This is a genomic window from Labilibaculum antarcticum, from assembly GCF_002356295.1.
GTDB lineage: Bacteria > Bacteroidota > Bacteroidia > Bacteroidales > Marinifilaceae > Labilibaculum > Labilibaculum antarcticum.
The window spans coordinates 19300-45060 of the sequence record NZ_AP018042.1 but is presented as its reverse complement, the minus strand read 5'-3'; the positions used below and the strand labels follow the sequence as shown (position 1 = coordinate 45060).

The following is a 25761-nucleotide window of genomic DNA, read 5'->3' as shown; positions in this document are numbered from 1 at the left end:
ATATCTGAAATAGAAACAAAAAGACAATACTAACCGTTGATTCATTCAACAATAAATCCCAAAATATGAAACTAAAACTTGCTGTACTTATCCTTTCAATTGCCTTTGCTTTTACTGGCGTGCAAGCGCAAACAACGGTCTTAAAAGGAAAAGTAACTGCCTTTAAATATTATCCATTAAATAATGTGACGGTTGTAGCTTCGAAAAGCAAGCAAACAGTACTAACAGATTCTTTAGGATACTTTAGCATTCAGGTAAAATCGAAGAAGGATGTAATTAAATTTAAAGCAAATGGCTTCGTTGGCCAAACGGTTCGTTATCGAGGTGAAAATGATCTTGTAGTTAATCTTCTTTATTTAAATAATGAGAGTGCTCACTACAATGCGGTTAACGAGAAGTATTTAAAAGAAGAGACCCTGGATTACTGCATTGCAAATCAAATGAATGAGAATAATAATTACGACCGGATGTCTTCTATATTTCAGGTCATTCAAGCTGTTAATCCAACAGCTCAGGTTGGTAGTGTAAATGGAGTTGAATCTGTCTTTTTAAATTCACGTGGGGCAAATTCGATTTCATCAGGCGAGCACGCATTAATTTTAGTCGATGGTGTTGTAACGGAACAAATTTCGGGATTGAGTCCTGCTCAAGTGAAATCGGTAAAGGTCTTAATTGGTAACGAAGCGGCAGCTTATGGCTCAAGAGGTGCTAATGGTGTTGTGTTGATTAGCTTAAAAAATAATTAAACAGACTTAACAGGAATAAATACGCTCATGAAATTAAAATTAATAACCCTTTTAACGCTGGCTATAGCAATTGGTGGATCTGCTTTTGCCCAGAACTTAACCATTCCGCCAAAAAACTATGTCGATTCGGTGAATTTAGAACAGGCACCAGTACGGTCTACTGCAGACTTTCCGCTTTCCGACCAAGCCAATTCGAAAGATTGGACGAAACTGGAAAAGTATTCGGACGAGTTCAATGCAACACAACTAAATGAAAAACGTTGGTATCCAAATAATCCTGGTTGGAAAGGCAGACAACCAACCTATTTTCACGGGTCGAATGTGAGTTTGGAAAATGGAAATGTAGTGATTCGCGTTAACAAACATGGAGATGAACAACTTCCCGAAGGTTTCACACATTCTACAGGTTTTATTAAGAGTAAAACAAAATTTCTGTACGGATATTTCGAGGCGGAAGTGCAATTAATGGATGCTCCCTGGGTTTCGGGTTTTTGGATGACAAATGGTAGTAAAGACTGGTGGACAGAGATAGACATTTGTGAAAATGCACCTGGCTTGTCCTACAATCGTCACGATTTGAATTCCAATATTCATGTTTTTAAAACGCCAAAAGACAAAGGAGATATTAAAAAACATTTTTCGAGAGCCAAGAAGTACTATTTCCCTGAAGAATTGCAGGCCGATTTTCATGTGTGGGGATTGGAATGGACTCCAAAATACATTCGGTTCTACATCGATGGAATATTGTTTCGTGAAGCCGAAAATACCCATTGGCATCAGCCATTGGAAGTTAATTTTAACTGTGAATCAAACAAGTGGTTTGGTGCATTGCCCGATGACAAGCGATTGGATGGGGAATATAAGGTGAACTATTTTAGAGCTTGGAAACAAAAATAGATAACTGGTCGTACTATTGTGCCTATTGCGCGATTGATTAGATGTAGTGTGAATTGAATAGTCCGACTCCTTTTATGTAGTTGGACTTTTTTTTATAATCAACGAAAGTTTTAGAAACCTTACACAAATTCTTCCGTAGATAGGTCAATAATCGGGTTGGTAGACCTGAAATGTTAGGCTTTTGTTACTTATAAAATAGGATATTAAAGAGGAAGGAACATGTATATAAATTTATCAGAAAAACAGAAACAGAATTATTTTGATTTATGTGGAGAGGCATATCTTTCAACGGAATTTAAAGGTAGGTTATTTACTAGTAAGCCATATAATAATGAGTTGTACAAATTTTCACCTTGGCAATTCAGATATATTTTTGATTCGGAAAACGGTTTTCTAATTTGTGAACTTTCTAATGAGATTGAAACCTATAGATTATATGGCTGGGATTACAAGGGAAATGAACTGTCGACGGAAATTCTTGTCAATTATTTTAATGCTAAGACAGCGTCTTTTAATAAAAACGATAATAATCAATTAGTGTCGTAAAATAGAAAAACTCAACAGAAAAGAATAAACCCGTTTCCATAAGGATTCGGGTTTTTATTTTTTTTGCTAAATTAATTTTGTCAGATTCGGATGATTATAAATATTGCTCAATATGACTTTTTTAGGTGATACTTGCTCGATTCTGAACAGTCCCTATTTATTCCGCATGACTCCATTTGTAAATCACACCCAAAACAAGACGGCGGTTGTTCTGATATTTGAAAGAACGCGATGCAAATTGCATGTTTTCCGATTCCCTCCACTGATTTTTACTATCAAGCAAATTTACTCCTCTTACCGACAGTCTTAAATTTTTATTGAAAATACTCTTGCTCATACCAAGATCTAAATTGCACAGTTTCCCTTTTAATCCGTAGGCCGAAATAGTTTTTGAATTGTAAGAGTAATTGGCCTGCACTGCATAGTTTTTAGGCAATTGCACGTTTGCTGATATTTTAGAGTTATAGCTCCAAATTTTATTTTGTGGAAGAGAAAGATTTTCACCAGAGAATTTTTGGTGAAATACACTGGCACTGCCATTTAAGCGACACCATTTTACCAGCTTGTAGCTAAACGTGTATTCGCTGCCAGTAAGGTGCTGTGTGGCCATGTTTGCGTAGGTGCGAAACAGAGTATCTCCAATCGAATAATAATCGCTCATCACCACATCTTCAATCATTCGTTCGAAAACAGCAACACTCATTTGGTATTTATCGCTGTGCCACGAAAAATCAACCGACAGAGAATGTTCTTTTTCAGGTTTTAGGTCAGGATTTCCGAAGTTGATATTCAAAGGATTTGCATCGTTGCGATAGGAATTCAATTGATTCGCCCTGGGAATCTTCTGACTCTTTTTATAGGAAAAAGAAAATCCGTTCGATTCTCCATCGTGCCCAAAACTAAGCGTAGGCAGTATGGATAGGTATGAATTACTTTGTTTGTTGGCAATTTCGTCACCAAAATTCTCCGTTTTCCCTTTAATCAAGCGCAAGCGGGCTCCTGCCGAAGCATACCAATTGTTCTTTTTTTGGTTGATAATGCCGTAAACGGCTGAGGTGCTTTTTTTGTATTTGTAAGTAAAGGTTTTGCTAAGATTCCTAATCCAGTCGTTTAGTCCGTAATCAAATTTCTCCTGAAGAGAATTCTGATCCTGTTTATCGCTGCTGTAATCCGCACCCGCTTCCAGTTCAAGTTCTTCAGTCAGCTGTTTCTCGTAATCAACAGAGCTTTGAATCGTATTGATATCCATATTCAGGTAGTCTTTTTTAAGATATGGATTGGCGTCGGTAAGATCTCCATTGGGCAAAAGGTTTTCACTCTTGTAAAATCGATCCTCGTCTTGTTTTTGTTTCCTGTAGTTGAACCGAATCTTTACACTTTGTGTGTTCCAGTTGCCAATGTATTGAGCTCTTAGCAAACCCATGTTTTTATCCCGATTGGAATGCTGATTTTGCTGGCTTGATTTTAACAAGGCCATTTCTTTGTCTCTGTTCTCTTTATGAGTTGCTGAAGTTGGTGAGTATTCATTGTTTTGCCACTGAGCATCGACCTTAATTAAATGATTTTCTGAAAAACGGTGGTTAATTCCGCTTCGCAATTGATACGTATTGTTCTCTACTTGATCATCTCTATCCTGCAGTATGAAAGGAGTATTAGTATTGATGAAATTTTCACGTATCGAATTGTTTTGCGAATCAAACTGATTCCGGTTCGAAGATCCCTGAAGAAATGCGCCCCAGTTTTTGTAGCGTTTGTTGGTGATAAAGCTTTCCTGATGATTCCCAAAATGATCCACACTTGCCTTAAGTCGGGTAGAGGAGGTCGACTGCAAAGGAGATTTTAGCAGAATATTAATTACACTTCCCTCGGCATCGTATTTGGCAGAAGGATTTTGAATGACCTCAATTTTTGCGATGGTCGAAGGAGCGATCTGATCCAAGGCACCTATGTCATCGGTTTTAACACCATCAATTAAAATGGTTACCTGTCGTCCGCGAATGCTCACATTATCATCCAAATCAACTGCTACTGACGGCAAGGTACTCAACAATTCGATGGTTGAATTGGTACCGCCATCGGGTAACTTGTCGGGATACAAAACCCAGTTGCCATCTTCTTTTCCAATGGTTTTCTTTTCGCCCGTAACCACAATCTCGGCTAAGTTTTGTGCCGACGCTTCAAGAATAAGATTGCCCAAATCAAGCGAACTTGTGTCTATTTGAATTTCGGAAACGTAGCTTTGGTAACCCAGAAACTGAATCTGAATTCGATAGTTGGTATTCGCACGCACAGGCAAGGAGAAATGGCCCATGTTATCGGTTAAGGCACCACTTAAGGATACGTCTGATTCTTTTTCGAATAAGGCAATCTGCGTAAAAGGCAGCGATTCATTGCGAGTGCTTTCGAAAACCTGACCGGTGATGCTTAGCTTTTGCGCAGCGACTTGCATTGAGCAATTCAACAGAAGTAAGAGAGCAAAGAAAGATGATAATTTCAATTTCATGGATGTATAGGATTGACTATCCCGTATTATGCTGATGTTTATATTGTGAGTCCTGCAAAAAGCAGATAATTGCATTGTATTTCGATAAATTAATTTTAGGATATATTATGGAAACAACTTTACTTGTGCTCCCTAAAGATAATGTATCGAAAAGTGAAGCTGGTTACAAATATACTTATTTTAGGGGGCTGCAGTCTGTCTTTTTATGGATTTGAGCCCGTGTTTCACTCCCAATATATTTACAAATACTTTACAAAGGCAAACTGTAAAGAATAACTCTACATTTACTCTACAAAAAAATACGGGCAACAAACAGACGACTGCATTTGGTGACTGAGGCAAGAATAGAAGTGTTGGTATTTTTAGCGTGGATCATTGTTTCGTAAATACAGACTGTAATAGACTCATTTAGTCCCCCGAATTGCAAGCGTCCTTTACTTATCTTGCTTTGGTAATTCCCTTTTATCAGGATCAAAAAACTTTATAAAAATTTATGAAGACACTGCACTTATTTGCCCTTTGCCTGTTCTTTGTTGCTTGCCGGCATTCTACCAATACTTATCAGGATGACTTGCAACTGCTGAAACAACACAGCGAGATAATCGAACTAATAAATAATAATGGCCAGGCCAGATTGATGATCATGCCCAAGTATCAAGGGAAAATAGTCGGCAGTACTGCTGATGGATTGTTGGGCGACAGAAATGGCTGGCTCAACAGAAAGGCACTTGCGGCCAAAGACTACAATGGAATTGGTGGGGAAGATCGGGTATGGATTGGCCCATTGGGCGGACAATATTCCTTGTATTATCAGCAAATTGAACCTTTAGATGAAGGAAACTGGAAAGTTCCTACGGCTTTGAATCAGGCATTTGAAGTCGTTTCGCTTAGCGATACCAAAATTGAGATGCAAAATGAAATGCATTTATGCAATTTTAAAGGAAGCCGTTTTGACGTGAACGTAAAGCGTACAATTAAACTCCTGAGCAAAATTGAGGCAGAGAAAAATTTAGCTGTTTCGCTTTCGGCGGATACTAAATTTGTAGCCTTCGAAAGTGCCCATGTGTTAACAAATATGGGTGGCGAAGCATGGCGAAAGGAGAGTGGCTTACTTTCACTCTGGAGTTTGAACATGCTCGAGGGAAGCGAGAATACTGTTGTGATTATACCACTAAAAAAGGATGCAGATTTGCAGGATATCTATCAATATTTGGGACTCCTGGATTCTACTCGTTTGCGAATAAGGAATAATGTAGTGCTGTTTAAGGCAGATGGCAAGTACCGCTCGAAGATTGGGATTCCGCCCCAATTTGCCCCAAGTATTTATGCCTCTTATTCGAAAGAGAAGCAAAGGCTGAGCATTGTTCAGTATCAAAAAAATAGCGACAGTCTGTACTTTAATTCCAATGCCAATATTCAGGAAAATCCCTATAAGGGAGAAGTCATCCCTGTTTACAATAATGGAAGCATGGATTATTCACCAACAAGCGAAAGCTCCTTCTACGAATTGGAAAGCTGTTCGCCAATGCGCGAGTTGCAGCCGGGCGATAGTCTCAATCATTTTCATAGGGTCTATCATTTCTCGGGTAAACAGGAAGACCTAAACAAGCTGTGCAAACAAATACTGGGAGTCGGTTTACCAGACTGCAATTGGTAAAAAGAAGGGAATGCATCGTCATCTATCCATTAAATCAGGAGGCGAATAAAAAAGTGCACTGCTAAGTGCACTTTTTTAGGATAAGACTGTTTCTTTTATGCAAGCCATCTAAATAAAAGACTTATGGGTTCTGTAGATGTGCTCATTTTAGCAAATTCGTTCAAAGGGATACTTCCTTCGTATTTCGTTCCGTTGAAAAATAGGGGTATAATGCATGAAAAAACAGGATTATATTCACTCTGGATTTTGTCATGCTCGAAGTAAGCGGGAACACGTCTGTAATAATTCCATTAAAAGAGGATGCAAATCTACAGATTGGATATTAATAGTTGGATCCTCTGGATTTCAGTCGTCTGAAAAGTAGGTAACAAAGGAATCCTGTATCACAACAGCAGTTTGTGATAAATTATTTAAAACCAATTAGTAACTAATATTCCATTTGCCATGGAACTACATAAGAGTAATGCTCTGAATTAGCTTTTTCCACTTTTTCCACTTCTTTTAATCTAAAAGAATTCAAATCCCCAGCTCTAAAAGGAATTGCTTCCTTATTCTTTTTCTGTAGTTCATGTAATTCTTTTTCCTTTCTTAAAATTGATTTTGATTTCATCGCATTTAAATTTTCACTAACTGCATTAAGTTACAAAGAAGTTTGCAATTCGCAGAATAGAAATGTTCGTAGAAGCTCATTAAAATGGGTGAGATATCTTAGGTAATTTAGTAATGTATATCTTTTTCCCGTCTTCCGGAAAGCTTCAGTGTTTCGTAAATTTATATACATACAGGTGATCGAAATTAGTTCAGGTTTGTCAGTAGACGATCTGGTTTGTGGTACACTTTATTTGAATAATTATTTTAATAAAATCTACGATAGTTTACTTAAAGAAACGAACGAGGAGGAAACCAAAGATGTACTAATCGCTTACTGAAACATTTAGAGCAGGAAGAGAGGAATTTAGTGGGGGATACCTCAGGACTTAATGACATGTAGTTATTAAATATATCAATACAAAACAGGAAGGATACTTTTTAGAAATGATAATATAACTTCTGATACTATGAAAACTATTTTAGTACCTACGGATTTTTCTGATCATGCATTATTTGCGTTAAAAGCTGCAGCAAGTATTGCACATAAGATCAAGGCAGAAATAAAACTTATTCATGTTTGTAATCTTCTTTCAGCAGGATTTGCACAGTATAATCAGTACTACTATCAGTACAATAAAGAAAATCTAAAACTTGCAAACGAGCAACTCATCAAATTAACTGAGCATGAATGCTTAGAAGGCATTGTCGTCAACAAATATATTGTTACCGATATGCTAATATGGGAGACAGTAAGCGATGAAAGATTTAAAAATGTTGATTTGATAGTGATAGGTTCACATGGAACAAGTGGATTTAACTCTACTTTTATAGGTTCTAACACCGAAAAGATTGTAAGGCTTGCAGATGCACCCGTGTTAACCATTAAGACTGAAATTGAAGACTTCAGAATTAATAAAATTGTTTTTGCTTCCAATTTTATGGATGAATCATACAAGAGTTTCGAAAAGATTAAATTCTTTGCTGACCTATATGATGCTCACATTGATTTACTGAAAATAATCACACCAAAAGATTTTGAATCAACACTTAAGAGTCAAAAGTTGATTGACAATTTTGCTAAAAAGTTTGATCTTACTGATTACTCAAAAAACATATATAATGCGGATAAAATAGAAAAAGGCATTATCGACTTTTGTTACGAACAAAATTCAGATCTAATAGCAATTGAGACACATGGAAGAACCGGTTTCGCCCATCTTATTAATGGAAGCCTGACTGAGGATCTTGTAAAACATGTAACCAAACCCGTTTTAAGTATTAAAATGGAAAAGCCTCAGGAATTTATTTCAAAGTTACTTAATTACAACAAAAGCTACGAAAACTGGAAAAATGAATCATAGACAAGTTCAGTCTGCTTTGCAGATCATGTTTAAAACAGATAAACTTTATTTTTCAGGATTGTAAATACATTCTTCAATTGGATTCCCTTCAACCAGCTTGGTCTTAAGAGTGCAGAGCCGGTTGCGATAATCATTTTTTCGAATTCAATTTCCGAACCATCCTTTGTCTTGCATCTTTTTAAATTGCAATTGAGTTCAATAAGCTCATCAATTTATAGGGTGATACCTGCATTTAGTAAACCTGCATCAGGCAAAATATATTTTTGAATTACAATAAATTCAGTTCATTGAAACGTTCAGCAAGCTATCAATCAGGCTAACTATTATCAGTAACAAATAAAAACTAGTGGGAACAGCTATTATCATTGGTCTCAAGAGTTCCGTTGAGTAAATCCATCACTAACTCTTTGGGTGTTTTAATTGATACCCCCACAAATACATTTATTTTATTCTGATTAAATAAGGCCATGGCTTTGTGACCCATACTTTCGGCAATCACATTTGTTACTCCTATTTCGGCGAGCCATTTAGGATATACTCCCGGTTCATGATCAGGTGGACTTAAGACTTTCTCTTCAACAATAGAATTTTTTACAATTTTACATACGTAAAACTGTTGTGTGTCTCCGATAAGATTATTTATTTGCCCGTTAAGAACGGGAATTGCAATTTTTGTCATTTCCGTATTTTTAAAATCCCGCATTAAATATGCAGGGGCATCGGTTAACTTTCTGCAAAGTTCAATTTCAGTTTTGTCTTCGTTTATTTCCCTTTTCTTGCAAACGACGATTACCCAATCCTCTTTCTTTGAGTTTTTCTTCATTGGCAGATTCCTGTGGCTTACAGTTACCTAACTTTCTTCCTGTTTTGACTCCTTTTCCATCAGGGCCTGTTCCATCTCTGTTTGGCATTTTGACCTCCGTTTTAAGATTTTTATTCTGTATTATAAAGTTACCCGACAATATTTTCGAAAACTCAAAAAACGATTTCTTAGTAATTAGCTTATTGAATGAGATAACTCACCATTTTTAATAAGCTATCTTAATTTTATGAGATTAATATTTTTGTTGTAATTTGTATGTTAGAACTTAACTAGTAGGTTATGAGTGTAATCAACACATGTGCCGATTGTGAAATAGCTTCGAAATGTTTCAAAAAACTAATTCCATCTGAATTGGAATTCATTAATCAAATGAAAATTCAGATTCAATATAGGAAAGGTGAAATTCTTTGTAAACAGGGAGCTTTTGCTTCTTATGTGTTATATATTCCCAATGGTTTGGTAAAACTTTATTTGGAGAATACCAATAATAAATTTACGAATATCAAGATACTTAAGTCAATGAATTTTATTGGTCTGGCCTCAATATATGGAGAGAATATTTATAACTATTCTGTTGTTGCCCTTAAGGAAACAGATGTTTGCCTGATTGATAAAGACGCCATTCGGAAACTATTGGAAAGCAATTCTGATTTTGCATCAGAATTGATAAAGCAGTATTGCGTGCGGGAAAAATACTTTTTAAATTTTATTAAGAGCATTAGTTACAAACAAATACCGGGAAGGCTTGCCGATACATTATTAAACTTGTGCTCAGAAGAGTTTAAAGATGAAAATATTTTTAATTACATCACCAGAAAAGACATTGCTGATTTTGCCTGCATCTCGAAGGAGAGTACCATTAAATTATTAAGCGAATTCAAAAAAGAAGGAATTATAAGCAGTAATGGTAAGATTATCGAAATCTTAAAACCTGATAAATTAAAGGAAATTAGCAGATTTGGATAAAGGATAGTCGGAATTACTCAATCTAGATGCTTACTGGCCCCTTTTTACTGCATTCACTCATTCTATTGCAAATCTAAAATAAGTCTGAGCCTTTTCAGTATCAAAAAAACACCAACAATCTGTACTTTAATTCTGATGCCAATGTTCCGGAAAAATCCCTGCAAGGGAGAAGCAATTCCCATTTGCAACAAGGGAGTCTGGATTTATTCTGGAAATCTCAACTACCCGCCACTATAGTTGTGGATGTTCCCGACAAGTCTACAATCTATTCAGTATAATATATTTATAGAAATAGTAGTAGGAACAAAAAGCCAGCACTTTTGTGTACTTGCGAAAAAATAACAACTTCTTGATTGTCATTTAATATTGTTGTATTTTCAATGCAAATTAGGCTAGTTTAGTGTAGTTTATAAAACAAATGATTTGGAAAAAGACTATAAAATACCCGAGATAATAGATATTGAAAAGATATCGAAAATTTTAAAAAGTTTTAGTAAACTGACTAATATTGTGACTGCGATTCTCGATCTTGATGGCAATATATTGGTACAAACTGGCTGGCGGGAAATCTGCACCTGCTATCATCGGGAACACTCAAAAACGGCGATGAATTGTAAAAAAAGTGATACATTTCTTGCAGGAAAATTATCTGAAGGAGGTAAGTACAATGTATACAAATGCTTAAACGGCCTTGTTGATATAGCAGTTCCAATAGTAATTCGCGGAAAACACATTGGCAACCTTTTTACGGGTCAGTTTCTTTTTGAACCTCCAAATATCGAGACTTTTCGAGCTCAGTCTGTAAAATATAATTTTAATACGGCGAAATATCTTGATGCCCTCTCTAAAGTACCTGTAATAAAAGAAAGTGAAGTAAAGGATATCTTGATCTTTCTGTTAAACATGACTGAGATGTTGTGCGAAATCGGATTGAATAATATAAATCAGATTGAAACAAACAAAGCTCTGGAAGAAAGTAAAATATTTAACGAGACTTTGTTGAATACTTCATCTGATATTATTTATGTGTACGATATTCAGTCAAAATCAAATGTATACAGCAATAATGGGATTGAGAAAATACTTGGGTATTCTGTGTCTGAGATAAAAAAGATGGGAAATTCTTTGATATCCAGCTTGATGCATCCAGATGATTTTGAGATTTATCTGAACAGCATAATTCCACGCTACATTTCGGCAAAGGATAATGAATTTATTGAGCATGAATACAGGATGAAGCATAAAAATGGGAAGTGGCTTTGGTTGCATTCTAAAGAGACAATCTTCTTAAGGAATCAAAAAGGGGAACCGATACAAATATTTGGGAATATAAATGATATTACTGCAAGTAAAAACACAAAGGAAGAAATTTTGAAGATTAAGAAAATATTGGAGGAAACCGGAAAATTGGCAAAAGTTGGAGGATGGGAGTTCGATGTTGAAACGGGTGAAGGAACCTGGACAAAGGAGGTTGCCAGGATTCATGATTTAAATGCTGAAGATGCGCCCAATGTTGAAATTGGCTTGAGTTATTATTGTCCAAGTTCAAGAGAAAGAATTGAAACTGCCTTAAAGCAGTGTCTCGAAAAAGGAAAAGCCTACGATTTGGAATTGGAATTAATTTCTGCCAAAGGCAATCATAAATGGGTGCGAACCATTGGCAAGCCGATAAAGAAAAATGGAAAAATTATAAAAGTAACAGGATCACTTCAGGATATCAGTAAAATTAAGGCGGTTGAGAATCAATTAAAAGAAAATTCGAATTTTTTGGACACAATTATTGAAGATGCCGCCGTAAGTATGTGGATATCTGACAAAAAAGGGACTGCCATAAAAATAAACAGCGCTAGTCTGAATTTATTTGGGGCAAAAAAGAATGAGGTAATTGGAAAATACAATCTTCTTGAAGACAATGTAATAGAGAAAATGGGATTTAAACCCTTGGTGGAAGGAGTTTTTAACAAAGGAGAAATTGCCGATTTTATAATTGACTATAATTTTATGGAGGTGGAGCATATAGAGGTTAAGGACGCTACGCATAAAATTATTCGGACTATTATGACACCGGTTTTTGGCTTAAATAAAGAAGTTACCAATGCCATTATTCAAACAATTGATTTATCGGAAATTAAGAAAGGTGAAATGGAGTTGATAAAGGCCAAGGAAAAAGCGGAAGAAAGCGATAAATTAAAAACAGCATTCCTTGCCAATATGAGTCATGAAATTCGTACTCCTATGAATGGAATTCTTGGTTTTGCCGATTTGCTGAAAAGTCCGGGTTTGACAGGTGATAAGCAAAAGAAATATATTGAAATTATAGAACAAAGTGGGAATCGCATGTTAACTATTATATCTGACCTTATTGATATTTCCCGAATTGAAACCGGGCAGGTAGAGGTTATTGAAGAAGATTTTGAAATCAATCAGTTATTGGAAGACTTGCTCGTATTTTTTAAACCAGTAGCTAAACGAAGGGGCTTGCTGTTAACTCAGGAATCGGAGCTCCGGAAATCGGATAGTCGTATTGTTACCGACAAAACAAAATTAACCCAGATACTGACCAACCTGATTGGAAACGCATTGAAATTTACTAAGGAAGGGCAAATAAATTTTGGATATGCGATTCAAAACGACCTCTTGCAATTTTATGTGAGAGACACAGGGGTTGGTATTTCAACCGATTTTCAGCAAAAGATATTTGTACGCTTTGTACAGGAAAATTTAACCCCTGCCAATGCTAGCGACGGAAGTGGATTAGGACTTGCTATTTCAAAGGCATATATCGAAAAATTAGGTGGTCGTATTTGGGTGGAATCAGAACAAGGTGAAGGGTCTACTTTTTATTTTAATTTGCCTTTTAAGAAACCAAAAAGTGATGTAAAGGATCACTACATCGATCAGCCTGCCTATTTTGGAGTCGGAAAAAAACTACTTGTACTTATTGCCGAAGACGATGAAATAAGTTTCATGTACCTGAAAGAAATACTAAGTGGCGAAAATATTCAAATTCTACATGCAATTAATGGCAGGGAAGCAATTGAATTTTGTGAAAATAATGTCGACATCAATTTAGTTTTAATGGATGTAAAGATGCCGGTTTTAAATGGACTGGAAGCCACAAAATTGATTAAAATTATTTATCCATCATTGCCTGTAATTGCACAATCGGCCTATATCACAGCCAGGGATAAAGAGATCGCTCTTGAGGCTGGTTGTGATGATTATATTGAAAAACCAGTTAAAAAGGAAAAATTATACGCTCTGATTAAAAATTACGTGAAATAGATTACACGAACAGTGTTTGATAGTGACAGAGGGGTGTTTTAGGCACAAAACAACATCAAAAAAAATGCTTTAACCACAAAGCACACCAAGGACATCACGAAGAACACAAAGAAACAACAGGTCTACTATTTCCTTTCTGGATTTCACTCCCGAGCCTGAAGGGCTCGAACATCATAGCCTGGGGTAAAATGAGCGGAGCGAATGTCACCCCAGGTATTGGAAGTAAAGTGTAATTGTCGCACGTAAAAATCTTGATAAAGGATGAGTTCATGCATGCGACGAAATGATATAACAGTTAGTAAAATAAATGTTTTTAGCATTTATCTCAAGCCGATGGGCTCATACTTTTCTCCTTAGATGAGAAAAGTATGCAAAAGAATCAAGCCTCTCGGAAGCTGTGTGGTTTTCCAATCAATCCAATTAGTCCGAATCGCGCCCGATCGGCAACTCCCGCTCTAAAACACAAAACAAGATTCACTGTTAATTTTCTTTTTTTCTGAAACCCCTTCTCCTGTCGGCACTTCCCCTCGGGAAGGGAAGACTTGGTTTGTGAACGTTTCTCCCTTTTCGAGGGGAGATGTCCGAAGGACAGAGGGGTGTTTAACGTGTAAAACAACATCAAAGCAAATGCTTTAACCACAAAGTACACCAAAGGACATCACAAAGAACGCAAAGAAAACAGGTCTGATGCTCTCTTTTTTTTCTCCCTCTCCTATAGGAGAGGGCCGGGGTGAGGTTTTAAACAAAAACAGAGTGTAAATGTACCTGTTCCGAATTCTCTTCTTTTTAAGGGAATCACGAAAGAGTTAGAAACTAAGTACAGAGGGGTGTTTGAGGCACAAAAGATCACCGATAGTTGTATCGAATTAAAAAGACTGTGAGCTGTAAAAAGAAGAAAATGCATGCAATTAAATAGTAGCCCAATTCCCCATGAATTGGGCTTTGCTTTACAAAACACTCGAATTATGGGAAAATAAAACAAGTAGTTATGTTGTGTTTTGAAAAATGTTATTAATTTAGATGCCTGATCATAAAAAAAGAGAAGAGTTGGGTTGAATTTGTTGGTGAGGAAATAGAATTAGATGGAGTTGGTAGGATTTGTTGGTGATTGAGAGATAATGATCGTACGTAAATGCTTAAAATCAATTCTTGTAAATAATTATAGTTTTTCATTAAAAATTAATTAACATGGCAAAAATGTTATACGACAAGATGTCGACAGATGGTCATCTGGATAGTTCTAAAAGACACACCCGACTCTGCAAAAGAATAAAGGGAGCAGAAAATTTGGTAACTGCAATTACACCCTCAATAACTAATTTAAAGGAAAAGCAGGAGATTCGATTGGCTTGCGAAGATGATAAAACAGCAGCTTACGACGACATGCAATTTAACGATGCTGCTTTGGATGATGTAATCCGCAATTTATCCGCCGGTACAAAGCAATACGATCGCGCCCATCCAGGGCGTTCGGTTCACAGCATGTTGTTTCCCGATGGAAAAACAACCACCATAACTGAGGCATCTTTAAGTGCCGAACCCGATAAAGCTGAGCAGGTATTGCAACGCCTGAAAGGATTCGAGGAAGGACATGAATTGCTAAGCTATCAGTTGCCTTTAGAATCTGCAATTGCTATTTGCCGAAGCGGTATCAGCAGCTATCAAAATTCGATTACCGCGGTTAAAACAGCATTGGCCGAAGAGGAAATGGCACAAGCCGCTTTGCGCAGGCAATACGAATTCAATTATTTAGATGCAGTAAAAATATTTGGAAAATCCTTTGCTCATAGATTGTTTCCGAAGGCAGCAAGCAAAAAAAAGGAAGTAATAGCAGAGGCTGTTCCCGAATAGTTCACGTAAAATTGGAGCAGTGCCCGCTCAAGGCATTAAAAGTGCACTGCTCCGCAAAGCAAACAAGAATTGATGAGTAAAAACCATTCTGCCCGCTGGGGCAGAGTGGTTTTTTTGCTTTGGAAGCACACTGCCCGACGGAGCAGTGCTTGTTTGTGGCCTAAAAAGTGACTTGCTCTGCGGGGCAGTATACTATTGTTGCCTTAAAAGCAGACTGCCACACAGAGCAATGTACTTCTGATGCCTTAGAAGTAAACTGCCCTGCAGAGCAGCGGGGTTTTGAGCATTGGAAGCACCCTGAACCGATTTTCACCAAGCTTGCAGCTCCAAAATGTGTTAGGAGATAGCTGTTAACTGCTGTGTTGCGCTCCCTGTTCAACAGAATAAGACAAGGCAGTCCTTTTATGTTGGCTAAAAACGAGTTGTTGACTTTGCGATATAAATGTTTTGTTAGCTAGTTTTTGTTTCGTAGATTCGGAAGTTAAAAATGAGAGAAGTGTTTTTATTGTGCCGTGAGGGCGGGGTGAAAAGGGCTTTTTGAATTGGAGAATTGAAATGGACTCGTTTGGGTTTGTTTTGGAGTTGGTACACATAGAACTACCTTAATTTTCAATTGAATTAGATATTAAAAAATAAAATCAATGAATCATTTAAGTATTGCAATAATTAAAAAACAGATAGTAGCTAAATCCAATGATTTCTCAAATAAATTTGATTATCTAGTATTAAAGGAAGGTTCTAAATACAAGTTTTTTGATTATAAAAGTAATGCTATAGGAGATCGATTCAGGTTTACTGATTTTAAAAATAAAATCATAAGTTACTTTGGCTTGCGAGATATAAACGACAAGAATGAAAAAATCGATTTTGAAAAACCTCCTCGTCTTTTTAAAACAAGTAAAAATGACCCTTATGCGACATCATATGAGTATATTTTATCAAATGAGCAAATAGAACGTATTGATCAGAAACTACCAAGTAATGAAGGGGTATGGAATAATATTGTTTGGTTAAGCGAAGAAGAATTACTTGCCAAGAAAGACAATTGGCTTACTAACCAAAACTTCATTTTTAAAACAGAAACTCCCTTTCAGACTCCGAATTTCTCCAACAAACTAAGAGAAAGTCTGAAGAATATTGTAGAAGCAAAGAAAAATGGTAAACTTGTTATATTCACTGGAGCTGGAGTGTCAATTGATTCGGGAGTTCCAGGTTGGTGGCGGCTTATTCAAGAATTAAAAGCAGGAATAGACGGTGATGAAGAAGATTTTCTGAAGGTGGGTCAATTGTATTATGACTCAAGAGGGAAGAAAGAATACAATTCAAGAGTACAAGAAATATTGAAGCACGGTGTTACAAAGTACAACCCTATACATCAGAAAATTGTTGAATTACAACCACATCATATTATTTCTACAAATTACGACTCCCATTTTGAACAAATTTTTGAACAAAAAAGTTATAGGTATTCAGTTATTAAAAAAGATACAGATTTACCTTATTCTAATGGAAGTTCTTTGTTTGTGAAAATGCACGGAGACTTTGATGAAAGAAATATCGTTTTAAAAGAAAAAGATTACGAGCAATATTCGGAAAACTTCCCTCTTATTGAAGGGTTTATAAAAGGGATATTTGCTTCTAAATTAGTATTATTTGTTGGGTTTTCATTTACTGACCCAAATCTTGAGCATATTACCAATTCGGTTAAAAATATTCTAAAAGAGGACAATCAACCACCTTACCTTTTTATAATTCAAGACAAGAAAGATAAAAATTACAAGGAACGTAAAAGAAAACTAGAGAAGAAAGGATTGATTATAGTCGAATACGAAGATTTACCAATCAATAAATACTTTGAAGGCATAACCTCAGACGAGGAGAGTATTCAACTTAAGGAACTTAGTCCAACTGGTCAGAAAGTCTTTAAATTCTTAAAAACAATAGAAGAGTTTGATGTATTTTCAGATACTATTGAGAATCTAAACGTTAAAGATCAATTGATTAACTCTGTATTGAGATTTAAAGAATTAGGTGCAATACCGCTCAGTGTTATAGAAAAAATTTCACCTTTCAAGCTTCAGAAGAAAGCACAATATGAATTGAATACTTCGGCAAGCTATAATTATCCTGCTATTGAAACTTTAAATGAAGATTTACTATCTTTTTTAAAGGATGAAAAAGGAGATATGGATAATATTGTTTTAAAACCGATCAACGATAAAACTATAAAACCCGAAAAGCAAGAATTACACAAAGCACTTAATTTACTCTGCTCAAGTGGTGTTTTTGCAGTAGGTCGTAAAAATGATACTTCTCCCTCATATATCAAATTTCATGTTGAAAATAATGAAAATTGTAATTGTCCAAAGTGTTTATTTGGACGGTTTGAAATAGGTAATCTTTTACAAGAACTATACTCTACTGCAAGTAAAGCAATTTGTAAAAGTACAAACCAGAATATTGGTTTTGAAGAGGCTTGGGGGTTTCAAAAAATGGGGCAATTCGCCAAAGCTTATTTCACTTTAGAAGAAATGAAATCAAAATCTTGGAGAAAGAAAGAATATGTCTCATTTTTTATTGCATCGTATAATCAAACGTTGCTTTATCCATTTTTGCGAAGTTGGGACATAATGGATTTAAACGAAAATGAATTAGAAGACATTCAAATTAAAATTAAAAAGATAGATCTAGACAAAATTTTATTTGAGTTACCAATAGATATTTCTATTAAAGAAGCCTTAGTTGCTATTAAAGAAAATAAATTGTTTGAAAGTTCCAGAATAATAATTGAAAGGAATTATTCTACGATAAAAGATACTTACGATAAATATAAAGATGGTAACTACTACTCAATGGGGCCTGCGTATTGGCATGAAGCGGAAACAACATTTTATATTTTGTGGATTTTCTACAAAAACAATTCTTTGTTTAATGAAGAATACAAGTATTTCATAGATTTAGCAAACAGGTATTTAGAATCCATGTTGATGAGCTATTCTACAAATATACAGTACAAACAAAAATTACCAAACTTCTCTGAATTATTTGTAATTACATTTATTACACTTGGAAATACTAAGGAGTTAGCATCCCATTTAAAAACTTATGATGTTAAGACCCTAAAATTTGAAAATAATAAAAAAACGCTTAATAATATTTTTGAATCATTTGAATCATTCATTACATCTGGTTATGAGATTAACACAATCTTTTCAAGAAAAATAAATAATAACAAATTATACAGTAGAGCATTAAAAGATTCTGATTTATTTAAAAGCAAAATGGTTAGGTCTTTAAATAATTTTCTCGTTTTGTTTACTAAGATTGATCTAAGTAATAGTCAAGTCAATGAAGTACTAGATAAAATTCTTAATTATTTAGAAGTGAATTCTATCTACGAATACCATGATTCATTTTCATATTTTTCTTTATTTTCAGTTCAGTATATTAATTCCTTTAATGAACAAAATATATTTCGATTACTTAATTATATAGTTTCCAAACATATTGGAACAAATAGTTTAGTCGAACCAATATGTGATGCTATCATTAATAAACAAGGTAATGAGCAGATTTTAGGAGAAGAATTTTATATTCAATTACTGCAGTGTAAGGATAAAAAGAAAATAGCACCGTTTTTTCGCCTGTTAAATAAGGAACAACAAACTAAATACCTGAAATTAATAAAACCATCTCTTGATAACAATAAGTTAATTCAATATTTATATAATTGGGGGGTCTGGGAACTTAGAAATGAATCTTCGATATTTGATAAGTATGTTGCAAATTTATACTTGGCGTGTAAAGGTTTTCCCGATTATGAAATTAATAATGATGGTTTTCCAAATAATATCAAAAGTACTTCAGTGTGGAATCAGCTTCATTTCTATGTCAACTTAATATATAAAAATCAACTTTTTGATATGGAATCTATAAATGATATACATAGTAGCATAGATTCAGAAATGTTTAAATGGATTTTAAAACCAGATGCATTTGATTATTCGAAGTTTAATCTAAATTGGATATTATCTTTTGACAGACCACACATAATGGAACATATAGGCAAGTCTAGGGATTTAAAAACAGCTGTTAAAAAAGGGTTGAGTAGAAATTATAATGTAAATGTGGCAAAAATATATTTTGAAAAATTACTAACTGAGCAAGTAGAAAGTACGATGCCCCAACACACGCTATAATTGATTGCTTGTTCAAACGTAAAAATCAAGAATTCAATCCGCTTTAATTTTTCTTTGCTATGGTAGGCAGAGACCCCGCTCCCTAAAGTGTTCGGGACTATCATTACTCATACATTTGCCGTTATAGTTAATCTGATGCGAACAAAGCAAATATTACTACTATTTAGTTTTCTATTTCTGATTTTAGGGTTTTCCAATTTAAAACAAAATGGCGATAGAATTAGAATGAAAATGCTCACCGCGGATAGCGTTAAATACTGGGATCCATACTACAAATTTGATAGCACAATGAATGGTAAAGGGTGGGTTTTAACTAAAGAGAAAGAGTTTGTCGAGTATGGTTACTCAAATGATGGGAATAGAAAAAAAATAAATTACGGAGATATAATATGGGATGGCTTCTCTTTCAAGATTACCGATTCTTTACTTGAAATAAATGATTACAATAATTATAAATTCAAAATATTGAAACTTACAGAAGACTCATTGGTGTTGAAGGATATAAGTGAGATTCGTTATACGTATTTGGACTCGTTTCTACTTATTAAGTCACAAGATCAGATTTCTAAAATTAACTAGATGAGAAGAAACTTTTATGTAGTCAAAAGCTAAACGATCATGAGTATTGATGCTGGTTGTTAGGACTAGAATGAAAATAATGAACTAAAACACAACCAATTAAAAAACACAAAAGAGATGAGAATAAAATTAATTTTTGTTGTATTGTTTAGTATGGTTTTCACGTTTGCCTCTTTGGCGCAGGATCAAAAAGTGAAGAAGCCCCAAAAGATGTTTGTTATAAATGGGGAAGAGGTGACTCAAGATTATGCTTACAGCCTAAAACCCGAACGAATTAAGAATATGACAATGGGTGTTTCTTGTGAGGCAAAAGAAGCCTTACTTAAGAAATATGGGGAGAAAGTGAACGAAAGTATTGTTATTCTATTTGATCTGTACTCCGATGCCGAGATGAAGAACGTAAAGCCAATTAGCCCTGAAGAAACTGCTGCAATTAATAAAAGGAATGCTGATGAACACGAAAAAAAGCTGAATGAGTCTACTGTAATTAAAACAGGCGATAGGGCTCCAGACTTTGTGCTTGACATGCTTGATGGGCAAAAAGTTAAATTATCGGAACTAAAAGGAAAAGTTGTTCTGATTAATTTTTGGGCTACATGGTGTGCTCCGTGCATGAGTGAATTTTACGAATTTCCTGATAAAATTATAAACCCATTTGCTTCCAAAGACTTTGTTCTGCTTCCAATTTCGCGAGGAGAGAAGGAAGATGTGGTAAGCAAAAAAATGGAAAAGCTAAAGACCAAAGGGATTGATTTTAATGTAGGATTAGATCTTAATCAGGATATTTATAAACAATATGCCAACGACTTTATTCCTCGAAATTTCCTTGTCGACCAAAATGGCACTGTCATTTATACTTCTGTAGGGTATAGCGAAGCGAAATTGAACGAATTGGTTGAGAAGATCAACGAATTGTTGAAGCCTTCGGAAGAATAAATGAACTTTCTTTCTTCGTGAATTGATCAGGCAATATGATTGAATTGCCCAAGAAACTAAGCAAGACCGTTATAGCCAATAAATAAATATACTAGTGAGAAATTTTACAAAAAGCATTGTTTTTGGATTTAAAACAGAAATCCAAACCGAAGTATATGAAAGATTAGGTGTTCGTCATTTCAAAAAGATTGTTCCGTTTGGAGACTTTTGGATTAGATTATATAATAAGGTTTTCACCAAACAATTAAGTGTTTTTACTTCAAGACAGAATGCAATTCTTTGGTTCATTTTCACTCTTGTTGTTGAATTTGTGCACTGTACTGCCCTTATTTTTCTTTTATGGCTTACAATTCAATCAACTATTAATGCAGAGTATTATAAGGCTCTTAAAATTACCCTAATAAATATTGTAATAAATTTGTATCCAATATTTGTTCAACGATATAACAGAATTCGAATACTAAGAACATACAAAATAACTATGACTGACTTAAATACTTTTTAAATCAAGCAAAAGAAGAAGAAGAAATAGAGACAGGAGTTAATCTAAAACTTTCAATCAGTTAGACAAAAGGTTTTGTGACAAGAAAAATCATTATTTAATAATAGCTATTATGGGAAATACAAAGTATTCTAAGGTATATCGAATAATTCATTGGGCAATTGCGGTTTCATTTCTTCTATTGTTAGTTACAATTTTTTTGCGATTGACGTGGATGAATAAATATAATGTGGCAGATATCATACAGGCTTACCTGAGTGGTACCGACCAGGTTTTATCTCAGGAACAACTCATTGATTTAGCAAAAAATATAAGGCAACCAATGTGGAGTTGGCATATTTACATTGGTTATGTTTTGGTAGGACTATTTAGTATTCGTTTGATACTTCCTGCATTCGGGCATATGAAGATTCAAAATCCTCTTGATAAAACCCTGACCACAAAAATGAAATTTCAAAAATGGACATATATTATATTTTATTTCTGTGTCATTGTTTCGCTTGTTACCGGACTCATTATAGTATTAGGACCAAAAGAATTAAAAAAGTCAATGGAAGAAATCCACGTGTTAAGTATTTACTACCTGATAGCTTTCATCGGAATCCATTTGGCAGGCGTACTAATAGCCGAATTTACTAATCAAAAAGGAATTATTTCAAGCATAGTAAGTGGGTCGAAAAATGATAAATAAAAAGTGCGGAAGCACAACACATGGCATAGTGCATGCGCGTTTCAGAGGGTTTCGAGCGTTTGTGGCTCGTAAAAAAAAGTCGGTGTAAAATTATAGGAAAGTGCTTCGTAGTCCCGCACGACACCATACCATATACGTTTAGCCCATCTAAAAAGTAAAACTTGATCTTACCAGACAAACTTCCTTAGCCCTACTTATCATGAGTAAAGAAGAAGACAAGAATAAAATTGAAAAACTGGGAAAGCCAGTGTCTTTTATTTCACTCAATATTTTAAAGAAACAGATGAAGAGATGAACTCTTTAAAACCAGATGTGCAATTGGAAAACAGTTTTGAAGATGATAAAAAGGGCGTTGATCCTGTTTGCGATTGGCTAAAAGAGCAATAATAGCTGGGCTGCGGCACTATTGCATGATAATGGATTTGTAATATAAATAGAGATTTAAAATTTGATTGCACAGAGCAAGTAAACTTATTTAGTAAATAATCGGTTCGACTTAATTTCCGGGCAGTTTGATTTTCCTCAAAGAGATTTTAAAATTATCGGTTTTGGTGCTTATCACGGAAGTGCAAAAACAGAAGATGCAGCAATGAAATTGCTTTCATCGCTAATGAATAATGGGACAATAAAAGATGATCTGCCTGAAACAGATTTTAGTATTGCTCATTATATCAACAAGTATCTGCAAATTCAGGTTTATTCCCTCAAGGCTTGCCTCGGAATAATAAAATAGGTTCATATTAATGCCTTGGGAGCTTGTCCTGAGGTTTTTTACTTGTTATATTTGGTGGTGTTTTATGGAAGGAATTTAGCGCCCAAAATGGATAAGTCATAAAGCAGATTGAAACCTGGCTGACAGCAACTGTTCATTACTTTTATGCCTTAAATCCATAGACTTTATAAATAGTAAGCTAAAGGGTTTCTCCGGTAAAGAGGGGTTTAATCATCAAGATATAGAGAAAGTGATTTCTTTTTGTAAAAATACATTAAAAAGGATAGCCATTATGAGTTTTAATATTGGAAAATGGTTTTGTGTAGGGCTTTTATTGGCTGGTGGATCTAGTCTTGTAAAGGCAGGTAGCCAGACTGATAGTTTGTCACACTTAACCTTTGAACAGGCTTTGGGAATAACCCGTCAGAATAGTCATGTTTTGAAGCAGTACGAGTTTCTTTACAGTCAGAGGGAGCAGGAGTTGAAGGCAGCCCGTGGCTTATATCTTCCTACTGTATTCGTTAGTGCAAATTATGTGGCCATGAGCGAAGATATTACTCTGGATTTGAATCCGGTGAAGAATGCCATAACTCCTCTCTATGATGCCTTAGGCAATTATGGTAATTTTTCAGGAGTATCAGTTCCCGATGGAGCAGGAGGTATGACGACACTTTCCGATAATATGTCTACCGCTGCCGTTAGAGGAAATTTAAACGAAGGGCTGGATGAGATAAATGCCGCCAACTGGGATCAGGTGATTCAGAAAAATCGATTTGGAGTGATTAGCGCCGGATTCAGCTGGGCACTGTTTACCGGGGGCAAGATTTCTGCGGCCAATAAGGCAGCGGAGATTAAGACTCGGGAAGCGGGGGAGATAAAGGAGCAAAAAGAGGGAGAGGTACTCACTGAGCTTGTAGTACGTTATTATGGATCATCTCTGGCATATAGTGTTGTTTGTATTCGTGAGGAAGTATTTCAGGCCATGACATATCACTTGGATGATGCTCAAAAGATGTTTGATCAGGGGATCATACCAAAGGCCGAGCTTCTGCATGCCAAAGTATTTTGCGCCCAGGCAGATCGAGAATTGAAGAAATCCAAGCGCAAGTTGGAGATTGTTAATGAGGCACTTTCAAACACCATGTCACTGGGCGATGGAGCTGTAGTAACACCTGTTTCCAAGCTTTTTTACGTTCCGTCGATTCAGTCGGCAGCCTATTTTAAGGATATGGCCTACGATAATTCACCCCTCTTAAAGCAGATCGATAGTAAAAAGGACCTTGCTCATCAGAAATATAGAGTAGAGAAATCAGCCTATTTCCCCAGTCTGGCGGCCATAGGTGTTTACGATGTGGCCAACAAGGATCGCTCTCCTTACATGCCCGATTATACTTTGGGCTTGGGCTTGAAATGGACCCTTTTTGATGGTATGGCTCGCACACGCAAGGTAAAAGCTGCCGGATATCTGCAGAACCAGGTTGATGAGATTAAAAAGAAGACCAATGCCGATATCGAGACCGTCATAGAGAAGTCTCATCACGAGGTTTTGATGGACATAGAGCAGCTCAATGAGCTGGATACGGCACTTGAATTCGCCAATGAGTATTCGCAGGTGCGTCAAAAGGCCTTCGCAGAAGGGATGAGCACATCCACGGAGGTTGTAGATGCTCGTCTTGTGGTTGCCAAGGTTAAGATTGAACGGCTGGAGACCATCTATAATTATGATGTTGCGCTGGCCCGATTGCTGCAGTATGCAGGTATGCATAACGATTTTGTGAATTATCAGCTTAGGGGAGATGTTGAATTTGAATCCTACAGCAAGTAGAGTCAGGTTTTGCAACTGTTGCGCTGAGAGATAATAGGATAGTGAAAAAAAATAAATTAATAGAGATGAATAAGACCAAGACCATTATTGCTGGAGTGGCTTTTGCAGCAATTGTACTGTTTTTTGTGTATACCGGATGGATACTCAGTAAACCTATGCCTATGCAGATTCAAGGTGAGGTGGAAGCTACACAGTTTAAGGTTGCATCTAAACTAATTGGACGTATCGATAGTCTTCCCGTACACAAGGGAGAGTCCATAAAAAAGGGAGACCTTCTATTCACCGTTAGCAGTCCCGAAGTGGAGGCTAAGTTTCAACAGGCTATTGCCGCCAAGTTGGCGGCTCAGGCTGAGAAAAATAAGGCTTATAACGGTGCCCGAAGCGAAGATATTCAGGCAGCATACAATGTCTATTTAAAGGCAGAGGCTGCTACCGAATTTGCCAATAAGACATTTAAACGTATCGATAATCTTTTTCAGGATGGTGTTGTTCCTGCTCAGAAAAGGGATGAGATCGAGACAAAGATGAAGGTGGCACAGGAGAGTGCAAAGGCGGCTAAAGCCATATGGGAGAAAGCCCAAAAGGGTGCTCGTGTGGAGGATAAGGAAGCTGCCGGGGCCCTGGTAAAGAGAGCCGAAGCCGTTATTCAGGAGGTCTCTTCCTACCTTAGTGAGATGAAGATTCTATCTCCGGCAGATGGAGAAGTTGCTAATATCATAGCAGAGAGAGGTGAATTGATACCTGCGGGTTATCCTGTGATTACCTTGGTAGATCTTGATGATGTGTGGGTTACCTTTAATATTCGTGAGGATCTTCTCTCCAAAGTACGCAAAGGGAGTATCCTTCCTGCTACATTCCCTGCCCTGGGAAATAAAACCATAAAATTGGAGATCACCTTTATAAATGTTCTGGGTGATTATGCCAACTGGAATGCCACCAAAACAAGGGGCGATTTCGATATGAAAACTTTTGAGATTCATGCCCGTCCCACTGCAAAGGTTGATGGTCTTCGTCCTGGCATGAGTGCCCTTGTGAATTGGGATAAGCTTATTCAATAGTTACTAATACATTTTACGAAGTCTTTTTGTGGG

The 25761-nt window shown here is 35.9% G+C and carries 19 protein-coding genes; 15 read left to right on the top strand and 4 right to left on the bottom strand.

All coding sequences use genetic code 11. The annotated features are described in order from the left end of the window. Nucleotides 1-65: 65 nt before the first annotated feature. Together ALGA_RS00190 and ALGA_RS00185 are read left to right on the top strand one after the other, a co-directional pair. Nucleotides 66-746, top strand: coding sequence for a TonB-dependent receptor plug domain-containing protein (locus ALGA_RS00190; protein ID WP_096427374.1), 681 nt, complete (start codon nucleotides 66-68; stop codon nucleotides 744-746). Nucleotides 747-773: 27 nt separating this feature from the next. Further along, entirely contained in the window at nucleotides 774-1643 is an 870-nt protein-coding gene (locus ALGA_RS00185; protein ID WP_096427373.1) for a family 16 glycosylhydrolase, read from the top strand. A 703-nt stretch (nucleotides 1644-2346) separates the two neighbouring features. Here ALGA_RS00185 and ALGA_RS00175 read toward each other — a convergent pair. Beyond that, nucleotides 2347-4692 (bottom strand): outer membrane beta-barrel family protein, encoded by a 2346-nt coding sequence (locus ALGA_RS00175; RefSeq protein ID WP_162845352.1) that lies wholly within the window; start codon nucleotides 4690-4692, stop codon nucleotides 2347-2349. 493 nt (nucleotides 4693-5185) lie between these two features. Between ALGA_RS00175 and ALGA_RS00170 the strand changes: the two genes are divergently transcribed. Further along, entirely contained in the window at nucleotides 5186-6349 is a 1164-nt protein-coding gene (locus ALGA_RS00170) for a DUF6786 family protein (protein ID WP_096427370.1), read from the top strand. A 427-nt stretch (nucleotides 6350-6776) separates the two neighbouring features. Here the strand turns inward: ALGA_RS00170 and ALGA_RS00165 are convergent, their stop codons facing one another. Then, nucleotides 6777-6959 carry a hypothetical protein gene (locus ALGA_RS00165; protein WP_096427369.1) on the bottom strand — a complete coding sequence of 61 codons (183 nt, stop codon included), beginning with the start codon at nucleotides 6957-6959 and terminating at the stop codon, nucleotides 6777-6779. A 175-nt stretch (nucleotides 6960-7134) separates the two neighbouring features. Between ALGA_RS00165 and ALGA_RS22885 the strand changes: the two genes are divergently transcribed. Together ALGA_RS22885 and ALGA_RS00160 are read left to right on the top strand one after the other, a co-directional pair. Next, nucleotides 7135-7278 carry a hypothetical protein gene (locus ALGA_RS22885; protein WP_153244832.1) on the top strand — a complete coding sequence of 48 codons (144 nt, stop codon included), beginning with the start codon at nucleotides 7135-7137 and terminating at the stop codon, nucleotides 7276-7278. Between the two features lie 129 nt (nucleotides 7279-7407). Further along, nucleotides 7408-8301, top strand: a complete 894-nt coding sequence (locus ALGA_RS00160; RefSeq protein WP_096427368.1) for a universal stress protein — start codon at nucleotides 7408-7410, stop codon at nucleotides 8299-8301. Nucleotides 8302-8644: 343 nt separating this feature from the next. Here ALGA_RS00160 and ALGA_RS00155 read toward each other — a convergent pair whose 3' ends face one another. Further along, the gene (locus ALGA_RS00155) at nucleotides 8645-8980 is read right to left on the bottom strand and encodes a NifB/NifX family molybdenum-iron cluster-binding protein (protein ID WP_162845351.1); all 336 of its coding nucleotides are present in this window, start codon (nucleotides 8978-8980) and stop codon (nucleotides 8645-8647) included. Between the two features lie 67 nt (nucleotides 8981-9047). Continuing rightward, entirely contained in the window at nucleotides 9048-9212 is a 165-nt protein-coding gene (locus ALGA_RS23045; RefSeq protein WP_162845350.1) for a DUF5320 domain-containing protein, read from the bottom strand. A 191-nt stretch (nucleotides 9213-9403) separates the two neighbouring features. Here ALGA_RS23045 and ALGA_RS00150 point away from each other — a divergent pair, with 191 nt between their 5' ends. The 10 genes from ALGA_RS00150 to ALGA_RS00100 all read left to right on the top strand — a co-directional run bounded on the left by ALGA_RS00150 (nucleotide 9404) and on the right by ALGA_RS00100 (nucleotide 25728). After that, nucleotides 9404-10090, top strand: a complete 687-nt coding sequence (locus ALGA_RS00150; protein ID WP_096427366.1) for a Crp/Fnr family transcriptional regulator — start codon at nucleotides 9404-9406, stop codon at nucleotides 10088-10090. 423 nt (nucleotides 10091-10513) lie between these two features. After that, nucleotides 10514-13375: a PocR ligand-binding domain-containing protein gene (locus ALGA_RS00145; RefSeq protein ID WP_096427365.1), complete on the top strand. Its 2862-nt coding sequence runs from the start codon at nucleotides 10514-10516 to the stop codon at nucleotides 13373-13375. A 1188-nt stretch (nucleotides 13376-14563) separates the two neighbouring features. After that, nucleotides 14564-15226: a hypothetical protein gene (locus ALGA_RS00135; RefSeq protein ID WP_096427363.1), complete on the top strand. Its 663-nt coding sequence runs from the start codon at nucleotides 14564-14566 to the stop codon at nucleotides 15224-15226. Nucleotides 15227-15867: 641 nt separating this feature from the next. After that, a complete protein-coding gene (locus tag ALGA_RS00130) occupies nucleotides 15868-19425 on the top strand; it encodes an SIR2 family protein (protein WP_096427362.1) in 3558 nt (1185 codons plus the stop codon). Nucleotides 19426-19560: 135 nt separating this feature from the next. Then, nucleotides 19561-20004 carry a hypothetical protein gene (locus ALGA_RS00125; RefSeq protein ID WP_145957548.1) on the top strand — a complete coding sequence of 148 codons (444 nt, stop codon included), beginning with the start codon at nucleotides 19561-19563 and terminating at the stop codon, nucleotides 20002-20004. Between the two features lie 117 nt (nucleotides 20005-20121). Continuing rightward, a complete protein-coding gene (locus ALGA_RS23315) occupies nucleotides 20122-20940 on the top strand; it encodes a TlpA family protein disulfide reductase (protein WP_096427360.1) in 819 nt (272 codons plus the stop codon). A gap of 94 nt (nucleotides 20941-21034) precedes the next feature. Next, entirely contained in the window at nucleotides 21035-21445 is a 411-nt protein-coding gene (locus ALGA_RS00115) for a glycosyl-4,4'-diaponeurosporenoate acyltransferase CrtO family protein (protein WP_096427359.1), read from the top strand. A gap of 109 nt (nucleotides 21446-21554) precedes the next feature. After that, on the top strand, nucleotides 21555-22133 hold the full coding sequence (locus ALGA_RS00110) for a cytochrome b/b6 domain-containing protein (protein WP_096427358.1): 579 nt from the start codon (nucleotides 21555-21557) through the stop codon (nucleotides 22131-22133). 1004 nt (nucleotides 22134-23137) lie between these two features. After that, the gene (locus tag ALGA_RS00105; RefSeq protein WP_096427357.1) at nucleotides 23138-24670 is read left to right on the top strand and encodes a TolC family protein; all 1533 of its coding nucleotides are present in this window, start codon (nucleotides 23138-23140) and stop codon (nucleotides 24668-24670) included. Nucleotides 24671-24735: 65 nt separating this feature from the next. Next, nucleotides 24736-25728 (top strand): HlyD family secretion protein, encoded by a 993-nt coding sequence (locus ALGA_RS00100; RefSeq protein ID WP_096427356.1) that lies wholly within the window; start codon nucleotides 24736-24738, stop codon nucleotides 25726-25728. The last annotated feature ends 33 nt before the right edge of the window (nucleotides 25729-25761 follow it).

Excerpts from the sequence above, each read along its gene's own strand:
- ALGA_RS00110 (WP_096427358.1), top strand. The coding sequence starts at position 21,555 with ATGGGAAATACAAAGTATTCTAAGGTATATCGAATAATTCATTGGGCA.
- ALGA_RS00165 (WP_096427369.1), bottom strand. The coding sequence starts at position 6,959 with ATGAAATCAAAATCAATTTTAAGAAAGGAAAAAGAATTACATGAACTA.
- ALGA_RS23045 (WP_162845350.1), bottom strand. The coding sequence starts at position 9,212 with ATGCCAAACAGAGATGGAACAGGCCCTGATGGAAAAGGAGTCAAAACA.
- ALGA_RS00125 (WP_145957548.1), top strand. The coding sequence starts at position 19,561 with ATGCGAACAAAGCAAATATTACTACTATTTAGTTTTCTATTTCTGATT.
- ALGA_RS00185 (WP_096427373.1), top strand. The coding sequence starts at position 774 with ATGAAATTAAAATTAATAACCCTTTTAACGCTGGCTATAGCAATTGGT.
- ALGA_RS00155 (WP_162845351.1), bottom strand. The coding sequence starts at position 8,980 with ATGACAAAAATTGCAATTCCCGTTCTTAACGGGCAAATAAATAATCTT.
- ALGA_RS00175 (WP_162845352.1), bottom strand. The coding sequence starts at position 4,692 with ATGAAATTGAAATTATCATCTTTCTTTGCTCTCTTACTTCTGTTGAAT.
- ALGA_RS00170 (WP_096427370.1), top strand. The coding sequence starts at position 5,186 with ATGAAGACACTGCACTTATTTGCCCTTTGCCTGTTCTTTGTTGCTTGC.
- ALGA_RS00150 (WP_096427366.1), top strand. The coding sequence starts at position 9,404 with ATGAGTGTAATCAACACATGTGCCGATTGTGAAATAGCTTCGAAATGT.
- ALGA_RS23315 (WP_096427360.1), top strand. The coding sequence starts at position 20,122 with ATGAGAATAAAATTAATTTTTGTTGTATTGTTTAGTATGGTTTTCACG.
- ALGA_RS00130 (WP_096427362.1), top strand. The coding sequence starts at position 15,868 with ATGAATCATTTAAGTATTGCAATAATTAAAAAACAGATAGTAGCTAAA.
- ALGA_RS00135 (WP_096427363.1), top strand. The coding sequence starts at position 14,564 with ATGGCAAAAATGTTATACGACAAGATGTCGACAGATGGTCATCTGGAT.
- ALGA_RS00105 (WP_096427357.1), top strand. The coding sequence starts at position 23,138 with ATGAGTTTTAATATTGGAAAATGGTTTTGTGTAGGGCTTTTATTGGCT.
- ALGA_RS00160 (WP_096427368.1), top strand. The coding sequence starts at position 7,408 with ATGAAAACTATTTTAGTACCTACGGATTTTTCTGATCATGCATTATTT.
- ALGA_RS00190 (WP_096427374.1), top strand. The coding sequence starts at position 66 with ATGAAACTAAAACTTGCTGTACTTATCCTTTCAATTGCCTTTGCTTTT.
- ALGA_RS00100 (WP_096427356.1), top strand. The coding sequence starts at position 24,736 with ATGAATAAGACCAAGACCATTATTGCTGGAGTGGCTTTTGCAGCAATT.